This window comes from Oscillospiraceae bacterium, from assembly GCA_035380125.1.
Taxonomy (GTDB): domain Bacteria; phylum Bacillota; class Clostridia; order Oscillospirales; family JAKOTC01; genus DAOPZJ01.
Map to the genome: position 1 here is coordinate 1 of DAOSWV010000043.1, position 10,312 is coordinate 10,312.

At 48.3% G+C, this 10,312-nt stretch carries 12 protein-coding genes and 1 tRNA gene; 12 read left to right on the top strand and 1 reads right to left on the bottom strand.

Features of this window, described 5'->3' with window-relative positions; all coding sequences use genetic code 11:
* The first annotated feature begins 132 nt into the window (after window positions 1-132).
* The 11 genes from PK629_12490 to PK629_12540 all read left to right on the top strand — a co-directional run bounded on the left by PK629_12490 (window position 133) and on the right by PK629_12540 (window position 8,873).
* Window positions 133-219: transfer RNA gene (locus tag PK629_12490), tRNA-Leu, on the top strand.
* Between the two features lie 62 nt (window positions 220-281).
* A complete protein-coding gene (locus PK629_12495; protein HOP12297.1) occupies window positions 282-986 on the top strand; it encodes a methyltransferase domain-containing protein in 705 nt (234 codons plus the stop codon).
* A gap of 58 nt (window positions 987-1,044) precedes the next feature.
* Window positions 1,045-1,761: an SDR family oxidoreductase gene (locus PK629_12500; protein HOP12298.1), complete on the top strand. Its 717-nt coding sequence runs from the start codon at window positions 1,045-1,047 to the stop codon at window positions 1,759-1,761.
* A gap of 86 nt (window positions 1,762-1,847) precedes the next feature.
* Entirely contained in the window at window positions 1,848-2,276 is a 429-nt protein-coding gene (gene yajC / locus PK629_12505; GenBank protein HOP12299.1) for a preprotein translocase subunit YajC, read from the top strand.
* 71 nt (window positions 2,277-2,347) lie between these two features.
* Window positions 2,348-2,749: a TIGR04086 family membrane protein gene (locus tag PK629_12510; GenBank protein ID HOP12300.1), complete on the top strand. Its 402-nt coding sequence runs from the start codon at window positions 2,348-2,350 to the stop codon at window positions 2,747-2,749.
* Between the two features lie 111 nt (window positions 2,750-2,860).
* Window positions 2,861-3,037 (top strand): six-cysteine ranthipeptide SCIFF, encoded by a 177-nt coding sequence (gene scfA / locus PK629_12515; GenBank protein ID HOP12301.1) that lies wholly within the window; start codon window positions 2,861-2,863, stop codon window positions 3,035-3,037.
* 69 nt (window positions 3,038-3,106) lie between these two features.
* Window positions 3,107-4,504: a thioether cross-link-forming SCIFF peptide maturase gene (scfB, locus tag PK629_12520; protein HOP12302.1), complete on the top strand. Its 1,398-nt coding sequence runs from the start codon at window positions 3,107-3,109 to the stop codon at window positions 4,502-4,504.
* Window positions 4,494-5,123 (top strand): histidine phosphatase family protein, encoded by a 630-nt coding sequence (locus PK629_12525; protein HOP12303.1) that lies wholly within the window; start codon window positions 4,494-4,496, stop codon window positions 5,121-5,123. Before scfB ends, PK629_12525 begins: the two co-directional genes overlap by 11 nt.
* Before the next feature lie 37 nt (window positions 5,124-5,160).
* Window positions 5,161-7,506: an endopeptidase La gene (gene lon, locus PK629_12530; protein ID HOP12304.1), complete on the top strand. Its 2,346-nt coding sequence runs from the start codon at window positions 5,161-5,163 to the stop codon at window positions 7,504-7,506.
* A 1-nt stretch (window position 7,507) separates the two neighbouring features.
* Window positions 7,508-8,083 carry a ribosome biogenesis GTP-binding protein YihA/YsxC gene (gene yihA, locus PK629_12535; GenBank protein HOP12305.1) on the top strand — a complete coding sequence of 192 codons (576 nt, stop codon included), beginning with the start codon at window positions 7,508-7,510 and terminating at the stop codon, window positions 8,081-8,083.
* Window positions 8,067-8,873 carry a phosphotransferase gene (locus tag PK629_12540; GenBank protein HOP12306.1) on the top strand — a complete coding sequence of 269 codons (807 nt, stop codon included), beginning with the start codon at window positions 8,067-8,069 and terminating at the stop codon, window positions 8,871-8,873. The genes yihA and PK629_12540 overlap by 17 nt, the downstream gene beginning before the upstream one ends.
* Here PK629_12540 and PK629_12545 read toward each other — a convergent pair.
* Window positions 8,862-9,731 (bottom strand): AraC family transcriptional regulator, encoded by an 870-nt coding sequence (locus PK629_12545; protein ID HOP12307.1) that lies wholly within the window; start codon window positions 9,729-9,731, stop codon window positions 8,862-8,864. The genes PK629_12540 and PK629_12545 overlap by 12 nt on opposite strands.
* Before the next feature lie 102 nt (window positions 9,732-9,833).
* On the opposite strand from PK629_12545, the gene PK629_12550 reads away from it, so the two are divergent.
* A partial coding sequence (locus PK629_12550) for a methyltransferase (GenBank protein ID HOP12308.1) occupies window positions 9,834-10,312 on the top strand: 479 nt, incomplete at its 3' end.

Sequence of the window (10,312 nt, forward strand, 5' to 3'; positions counted from 1 at the left end):
CGCTACTCTTTTTTTCCTCCTCCCTTTTGTAACACATCAATTGTAATCCTACACAAGTAAAACGAATTTAAAAAATTCACTCTTGCAAAAGTACGGATGGAATGGTATAATAGCTCTCGCGTCAAACCTTTCGCCGGTGTGATGGAATTGGTAGACGTAGTGGACTCAAAATCCACCGGTAGCGATATCGTGCCGGTTCGAGTCCGGCCACCGGCACCAGACCGCCCACCATCAACTGATGAATCTATTGATGGTGGGTTCGTTTTTTGTAAGGGGGATTCATGGACAAAAATTACGCCTTATCGCTGCCCCTCGCCAACGATTTCAACGCCTATGTGAATGCCGCGTTAAAAAACAATGAGATCGGCAAAAACGAATGGTACGAAATTAATAAAGTATATTTTACAAAAATGTATCTTGCACAAAATAATCCACGCGGGCAATCGGGACACGGGGGCGACGCATTTCATTATGCGTACTCGCATCTGCCGATTGTCGAGGCGATCTATAAAAACGGAACTTTTCTCGATGTCGGCTGCGCAAACGGGCATTTGTGTGAGATGGTTCATCAATGGGCAGCAGCCGTCGGCTTTGACCTGCAAATGTATGGGGTAGATATCTCGGAAGGTTTGATTGAACTGGCAAAAGAACGGCTTCCGCAGTGGAGCGAACATTTTTATATCGGCAACTCGTTTTTTTGGAAGACCGAACAAAAATTCGACTATATTCATGTCGGGGGATTGGGACAAGTTCCCGAAGACGACGAGATCATGTTTTTTAAGCACATCATGGAGGAGTATTTGGCCGACGGCGGCAAATTGATTCTCGGCCCATCTTGGTGTGACAATGATGATTCCAGATATAAGGGTATTCAAAAATTACTTGATTCCGGCATAACGCCGAACGGCTATATTGAAAAAACACATTACAAAAACCCAAATAGAGTAAGAAGAGCGGTATGGTTTGACAAGGGATCAATGAAGTGAAAATTCATTTCGTGATACGTAAAAGCTAAATGTTTGGGAAGGGGAGAAAACGACAACAATGAAGACGGTATTGATCACCGGCGCTTCAGGCGGTATCGGCGCGGCGACAGCTCGGATTTTCGCCGAAAAAGGGTATCGTGTCGCGTTGAACTATCATCAATCGCAGGAAGACGCATTATCGCTCGAGAAAGAACTGGGTGAAGCCGCATTCGCTGTCAAAGCCGATGTATCAGATTCAGCACAGGTTAAAAATATGTTTTCGGCAGTTTTCAAGCGATTCGGCGGTATCGACGTATTGATTAACAACGCCGGAATCGCAGAATTTTCCCTTTTTACCGATATCACGGACGAGCAGTGGCACAGGATGTTCGGAATCAATGCCGACGGCTGCTTTTATTGCTGCCGCGAAGCGCTTCCCTATATGATCTCGCAAAAATCCGGTGCGATCGTCAATATCTCCTCCATCTGGGGTATCACGGGTAGCTCCTGTGAAGTGCATTATTCCGCAGCAAAAGCCGCTATCATCGGTTTGACCAAAGCGCTTGCCAAAGAGGTCGGCCCTTCGGGTATCACCGTCAATTGTATTGCTCCCGGCGTGATCGATACCAAGATGAACCGGGGACTCTCCGACGAAGATGTCGCCGGTTTAATCGATGAAACGCCGCTTCAAAAACTCGGCACGCCGTCCGATATCGCCAAAGCCGTTCTGTTTTTGGCGGAATCCGAATTCATTACCGGTCAGATTCTCAGCCCGAACGGCGGATTTGTCATTTGAAATTTTTCTCTTGCCATATCAATAGAAATATTGTATAATCATCGCGGGAAGTGAATTTTTCTCAGAAATTGAAAGGATTGGAAGAAATGAACGCTTTTTTATTATTGATCGGCAGATTATTGGATGCCGCAGGAACCTCGGCAGAGGTACTGACCACTGCAGCGCCTACGGATACTTCGGTCGTTGATTCGGCTGTCAGCACCGCTTCGGATTCGAATTCGCTGCTCGGAGGCGGCGGAATCTGGTCGACGGTCATTCTTTTCGGCGTATTGATTCTCGCAATGTATTTTCTCATGATCCGTCCGCAGAAAAAGCGCGACAAAGAACAGAAGATGATGCGCGACGCGCTTGCAGTCGGCGATGAGATCGTCACCATCGGCGGTATCGCCGGAACGGTCGTCAGCGTCCGTGAGGACTCTATTGTTATCGAAACCGGTTCTGACCGCGACAAGATGAAGATCATGAAATGGGCCATCCAGACTATCACCGCTATGCGTAAATCCGAGGAAGAATAAAGTTTATAAAACGGAATAAAAAGCGCCCTCCCGGCATAGGTTTCAACAACTTGATGCGAGAGGGTGTTTTTATGTCTGCGGCTGAATTTGACACCGGTAATGCGGTAAAAAAGACGATCCTGTACGCGGCCATGTCTATTTTAATTTCAACTGTTATCTGCTTTGCAGGGGCATTGATTTTCAGTGCCGGTGCTCCGGTTGGCTATATCGAAACACTCGGTTGGGTTATATGCGGAATTACGGGTTTAATCGGTGGTTTAATGACAGCCGGGTCCATCCGTAAAAAATGTGTTCTATTCGGAATCCTGTGTGGCTTTTTTGCGTTTATCATCATTTTTGCGATAGGGTTGTTCTTCGGCAGCGGTGTGGTGTTTTCGAAACTGGTGATCAAATTAGCAGTATGCCTTTTTACAGGCGCACTTGGCGGATTTTTGGGCGCAGGGAACAAACGGCGAAGAAGCCGCGCTCATTAAAGCAAAAATTTATCGCTAAAAACTTGAAAGAGCGTTATCCGTATGGTATAATTAAACAACGGAAAACTTTGAGAATGAAGTTTTCTGTAGATCATATTCGGAGGTTTGATTATGAGCCATATCAAGACCATTGCCGGAGCACGGCTTACCGCCAGCGTCAAAAACGGCGGATGCGGCGAATGCCAGGCGTCCTGCCAGTCGGCCTGCAAAACATCCTGCACGGTTGCCAATCAGAAATGTGAAAACAATAAAAACAATCGCCGCTTCTCTCCGAAAACCCAAAAATAAAATTTCTGCATGAGGAGCCGCCTCTGAATGCGGGGCCGGCTCTTTTTGTTGTCTTTGGAAGGATTTAAAATGCTGCATAAATATGAGCTGAACGGATATCGGATTGCAATCGACACCAACAGCGGAGCAGTCCATGTGCTGGACAAGCTCGCTTATGATTTGCTGGATTATGCCTCGTTTGAGATGGGAAAAGAAGCGCCCGAAGAGGCCTATCAGCTTGGTTCGCGTGAAGACGTCGATGTCTGCTGGAGTGAACTCGGGGAACTGCGCGACCGCGGAGAGCTGTTTTGCCCGGACGATAAACGGCTTTCCTCGTTCAGAACTGCCTCTGCACCTGTAAAGTCGATGTGCTTGCTGATTGCACATGACTGCAATATGAAGTGCGAATATTGCTTTGCGGACGAGGGCTGCTACGGCGGAAAGCGCAACTGGCTTCCGGAGGAGACCGCGAAAGCAGCAATCGACTTTTTGATCGAAAAATCCGGCAGCCGACACAACCTTGAGGTGGACTTTTTCGGCGGGGAACCGCTGCTGAACTTCGGTGTGGTCAAAAGCACCGTCGAATACGCACGCTCACTCGAACAAAAACACAACAAGAATTTTCGTTTTACAATTACGACCAACGGCGTTCTGCTCGACGATGATAATATAGAATTCATCAACCGTGAAATGTCTAACGTCGTTATGTCACTGGACGGCAGAAAAGAGATTCACGACCGTATCCGTACGAAAAAAGACGGCAGCGGCACTTATGACGCCATTGTCCCGAAATTTCAAAAACTTGTTTCCCAGCGTGAAAATAACGCGGAAGGAAAGCGGGATTACTATCTCCGGGGTACTTTTACCCGCCATAATCTCGATTTTTCCAACGACGTTTTTCATATCGCCGGATTGGGTGTTGACCAGATTTCGGTCGAGCCGGTCGTCGCACCCGACAGCGCACCCTATTCGCTGAGAAAAGAAGATCTGCCGCGCATCTTTACGGAATATGAGACATTGGCAAAGCGCATCGTCGAGGACCGGAAAAACGGCGGTTATTTCAATTTCTTTCACTTTATGATCGACCTCGAGGGCGGCCCGTGTGCCATCAAGCGCGTCAAGGGCTGCGGCTGCGGGAACGAATACGTCGCAGTTGCGGCAAACGGGGATATCTATCCGTGTCATCAGTTCGTCGGAGTTGCCGGTAAAAAGATGGGTAACGTCTTAGACGGAAGTTTTGACCAGGGGATGAAATCCGAATTTGCAAAGGCGGACATTTTCGCAAAAACCGACTGCCAAAACTGCTGGGCGAAATTTTACTGCAGCGGTGGCTGCAACGCCAATAATTTCTTGTATCGCGGGGATATCCTGAAACCGTATGAGATCTCCTGCGAGATGGAACGAAAACGGGTCGAGTGTGCCGTAATGATCAAAGCGGCACTGGCTGACGAAGAAAAGGAAAACGACGGAGGAAAAGATGCCGTATAAAATTTATCTGATCAGACACGCAAACGCCACCATTGAGCCGATTATTCTCGGAAGTACCGACAGACCGCTGACTCCGAAAGGCGAACAGCAGGCAGCCGAATGCGGTAAATTACTCAAGTCCTATCCAGTCGACGCGGTATTTTCAAGTCCGCTCAAACGGGCTTATCAGACCGCAAAAGCGTCCTATCCGGATAAAACGCCGATCATCATCGACGGGTTACGGGAATATGGATTCGGCGAACTGGAAGAAAAGTCCTGCGTTCAGTTTTTCAATGAAGATCATTCGTTTGATCTGGACCGCGTGATCGCTGCCGCCGGAAAAGCGGAGGGCGCTGAAAAGCAAAAGGAATTCTTGGACCGTATCTTTGCGGCATTTTCAAAGATCATTGAAAGCTGCATGAAGACCAACGTCCATACAATCGCAATCTTTTCACATGGCGGCACCATTTCAACGCTTATGGCAGCGTTTTCTTATCCCAAATACGAGAGTTTGAACTGCTGGTTGCCGGATAATTGCAGCGGTTACGTGTTAAAAACCGATCCGGCACTCTGGATGCGTGACCGTGCCGTCGAAAAAGTCGGGCGTATCGAATCCGGGAAAATCATCGAAAATAACTAAAATAAAATTCGCCGCGAAAGCGGGAAGGGGGATCAACATGGCCAAAGTCCTCGTGAATACCAATATATCTAAATTTGACAATATCCCGATGATCGCACTGCGCGGAGTAGTACTGTTTCCAGAAATGACGCTGCGGTTTGACGTCTCGCGTCAAAAGTCCGTTGCAGCGCTGCAGCATGTGTCCGAAGGTGACCAACAGCTGATCTTTCTCGCCGCACAAGAGAATGCCGAGGTACAAAACCCCCGTAAAGAGGACATTTTTCAAATCGGAACCATCGGAAAAATCAAGCAAATCGTCAAAACCACTCCGGACAGTTATGCGGTTTTGGTAGAGGGAATCCTGCGGGCAAAAATCACCGATTACGTCCAGATGAAGCCGTTTTTTTCGGCCAATGTCGAACGTATTGTGGAAAAGGCGCCGCTGCGCAACACGACAACCGGTGAGGCGCTTGTCCGTACTGCACAACGTATATTCTCCGAATATTTTGAATTGAATGATAATACCGCGCGTGAAATTTTAATGAGCGCTTTGGCCAAAACGCAGCCGGGCGTGCTCTCGGATTTTATTGCCTCCAATTCCATGATGCCCTTTGAAGAGCAGCAGGCGATTCTGGAGGAAAAAAGCCATATCTCACGTCTCAAGCGTGTCATCTCACTGCTTTCACACCAAAACTCGGTGCTTAAACTCGAAAATGAGATTGAAGATAAAGTGCGCGTCTCGATGGATAAAAACCAGCGCGACTATTTTCTCAAAGAACAGCTGCGTACTATCTCGGAAGAGCTCGGTGAAGAGAGCGAGATGGACGAGTATATGGATTATAAAACCCGGATCAAGGCACTGCGTGTCTCTCCGGAAATTTCCGAAAAGCTCGAAAAAGAGGCTCTGAAGCTCGTCAAAATGCCGCTTGGGTCTCAGGAGGCCACCATCATCCGAAACTATCTGGATTGCTGTCTCGATCTGCCGTGGAATATCAGCGTCTCTAAAAAACATACCATCGAACAGATGAAGGCGATTCTTGATAAAGATCATTACGGACTGCAGAAAGTCAAGGACAGAATTTTGGAGCATCTGGCCGTGGAACTGCTGTCGCCGGACATCAAGGGACAGGTGATCTGTCTTGTCGGGCCTCCGGGTACGGGTAAAAGCTCTGTCGCGCGTTCCATTGCAAGAGCCGGCGGCAGGAATTTCGCCACAATATCTCTGGGAGGCGTTCGGGACGAGGCCGATATCCGTGGCCACCGCAAGACCTACGTCGGCGCGATGCCCGGCCGGTTGATCAACGCACTGATCAGTGCAAAATCGAATAACCCTGTGATCTTACTCGATGAAATTGATAAACTCGGAAACGATTACCGGGGCGATCCTTCATCGGCATTGCTGGAACTGCTTGACGCCGAACAAAACAATGCTTTTGTCGATCATTTCATCGAACTGCCGTTTGACCTTTCGAATGTGCTGTTTATTACAACCGCGAATTATTATGAGAATATCCCCGAACCGCTGCGTGACCGCATGGAGATCATCAGTCTCACGAGTTATACCCGCGAGGAAAAACGTAATATCGCAAAACTCCATCTGATTCCGAAGCAGCTGAAAAAGCACGGACTGAAAAAAACACAACTCACAATCAATGATAACGCCGTCAACGCGATCATCGACAATTACACCCGTGAAGCGGGCGTACGCGAACTGGAACGTGAGATTGCGGCGATCTGCCGTAAGACCGCTTTGGCAATCGCATCGGGTGAAACCGCAAAAGTCGGCGTCAAATCGGAAAATCTCGATAAATACCTCGGTCCGGCCAAGTTTAAACCGGATATGGCGGTCGATAACGAGGTCGGCGTGGCGACAGGGTTGGCATGGACGGCCATCGGCGGCGACACGCTTCAGATCGAAGTCAGTGTGCTCGAGGGCAGCGGAAAACTCGAACTGACGGGTTCTCTCGGCGACGTCATGAAGGAGTCGGCGCGGGCTGCGGTCAGCTATATCCGCAGCGCCTGCGACAAACTCGGCGTCGATAAGGAATTCTATAAGACAAAAGACCTGCATATCCATGTTCCCGAAGGCGCCGTACCCAAGGACGGACCGTCTGCGGGCATTACGATCACCACCGCACTGGTCTCTGCGCTGTCAGGGAAACCGGTTCGAAAGAATCTGGCAATGACAGGTGAAATGACTTTACGGGGCAGGGTGCTGCCGATCGGCGGTTTGAAAGAAAAAGCGATGGCCGCTTATCGGATGGGAATGAAAACCGTACTGATTCCCGAAGAGAATAAACCCGATTTGTTTGAAATTGACAAAGCGGTGAAAGATGCTCTGGAGTTTATTCCGGTCAAACACATCGACGAAGTGCTGGTGCAAGCGCTGGTTTCGGAGAATTGAAATGTTGAATTTTGAGACCGTGGCTTTTGAGACCTCGTTCGGATTCAGTCAACAGTTGTTTGCGTCCGATAAGCCGGAAATCGTTTTCACAGGCCGTTCAAACGTCGGAAAATCCAGTTTGATCAATAAACTCTGCAATAAAAAATCCATGGCGAAAGTGGGTCAAACCCCGGGAAAAACGCAGACGATCAACTTCTATAATCATCCGCAGTTCCGTCTGGTCGACCTGCCCGGTTACGGTTATGCCAAACGCGCCAAATCCCGAAAAGACGACTGGGGCAATCTGATGGAGGACTACTTTCAAAGCGGTCGCGATATCCGGCTGGCCGTCGCTTTGACGGATATCCGCCATGAACCGACCGCCGACGACAGGATGATGATCGACTTTTTTGTCAAAGCGGATATTCCGTTTGTGATTGCTGCCACGAAAGCCGATAAGCTTAACAAGACAGAATTGGCTTCATTTCATAAAAATTTCCCGAACATGAATTCAAGCCGGTTGATCGCGGTCTCCGCACTCAGCGGACTCGGGATCGACGATTTGAAGAGGGCGATAGAAGATGCATGCGGGAATTGATTTATCGAAACTCCCGGAAAAAATCGCTATAAAATTGCCGAAAGAGAGCGCTGTGACTGTGGTGAAAGACAAACCGCGGTCAAAAGTGCTCTCTTTTGATGAAAAATATTATTTGAAAATCACCAATGACGGATATCTGCAGAACGAGCCTGAGATGTCCGGTTTCTTATCGGATTATGGTCTTGCGCCAAAAGTGATTGCTTTCTGCCGAAAAGGCGAAAACGGCTGGCTGCTGACCGAAACTGTCAAAGGCGACAATACCTTGAATCTGATCGAGAAAAATCCGAAAGAGACACTTTTTGCGTTTGGAAAAACGCTGCGGAAGCTGCACGACCTGCCGATCAGGGATTGCCCCTGTGAAAACCGCGCCGAGACAATGTTAAAACACGCAGCCGGAAAGTTTTTCGAGGGGAAAGCGGAGGCCGCTCTGCTTGAATATTGCGGTGTCAAAACGCCTGCTGATGCATACAGTGAAATGCTGCTGTTATCCAAATACGCGGGAAAACCCTGTGTCATTCACGGCGACGCCTGCCTTCCGAATTTAATTATCGGAGAAGAACAGGCAAAATTTATCGATTGCGGAAACGGCGGGATCGGCGACCGGAATTACGATTTGTTTTGGGCGCTCTGGTCGATTCATTTCAACTTGGAAACCGAACGGTTTGATCGGGATTTCTGGCACGGTTACGGAAAAAGTCCCGATGAAAAAGCGATGCGGCTATTCGGTTTGATTTCGGCTTTTAACGGGTATCGGGGCAGGGACTATTATCGATTATATTCACCTTTTTAGCTTCTTTTGATATTGCGTCGGGCTCATCCCGGCGTAGTGTTTAAATACGCTCGAAAAATAGGCAGAGGACGAAAAATCCAACAGAAAAGCGGTTTGCGTGACCGAATTTGCCCCGAGAAGCTTTTTCGCCCGTTGAATTTTGAGATAGTTGATATAATCCCCGGGCGTTTCTCCGGTCGAGGTTTTAAAGAGCTTTTTAAAATAAGAAAGTGAAAGCCCGACCTGTTCCGCGACATCCGCCAAGGTGATTTTATTCTCGAGATTTTCCTGAATATATAGCTCCGCCTGTGCGATTTTCGCGGGTTTGATAAGATGATTTTTATTTGCGCAGAAATTTTTCGATAAGAATAAAGTAAGTGCGGAAACACCGTGCAATTTTCGTGTGGGATCGATCAGCGGAATGTTTTGAAAGGCCTCTTTGATCAACTGCAGACTGCGCGGATCGCTTTTGAATTGACGGGATTGAACACCTGTTAATTCGGCTTTCAGCGCTTTTGCGGAATTTTTTCCGTAAAATAAAAAATCGGATTTCGACATCTCCAACTGAAGCCAATAGATCTCGAACTTGCCCTGCGGATCACCGCCCGAGCCGTGCAGTTCGTCGGGGAATGTGAGAAAGATGTCGCCGCCTGTCAAGTCATAGGCCTTGTCACCGATGTGGTAGGTCTGATTCCCGCGTACGATATAGCAAATCTCCATACAGCCCGGGTGAATGTGCGTAGAAAGCGGCTCCGAGGCCGTCTGGGTGGCAAAATGGCCGAACAGACGAATTCCCGGAACCGACAGCTCTTTGTCGGTGTAGGTCTGCCATTCGCCGCTCAGAATAAAGTTGTAATCATTGATCAGATAATCCGACATTTTGCACCTCCGGATATATAAAATCGTATTCAAAACGAATTTGAATGCAATCCGATATTGATACTGTATAATAAAGACGGAGTTTTGTAAAGGGGGATTTTTATGACTTCGCGCGAACGGGTATTTAAAACTTTAAATCATGAGGAAATCGATCGGTTTCCCAGATCGTTATGGTCGCTTCCGAATGTACGGCTTTTCAAATCGGAACAACTTGAAGATTTTAAAAAGCGGTTTGAAGAGGACACGTTCAACCCGAGAATTCATTACGGCAAGAGCCGGTATGCGCAGGGCACACAGGGAAGAAAAGGCAACTATATCGACGAGTTCGGCTGTTTTTGGACTGCCGCAGAGGAAGGTGTTGTCGGCGAGGTCAAAAAGCCGATCTTGGAGGACTGGGACGATTTTGACAACTACCGTTTCCCGACGGAACTGATTGACGAACTGGACTTGACCGGTTTCGACGAGCAGTGCAAGAAAAGCGATAAATTTGTGTTGGCCAATACCTATATCCGACCGTTTGAGCGGATGCAGTTTATGCGCGGCACCGAGGTCAAGCACAACAAGGACGTCGACGTCGACGA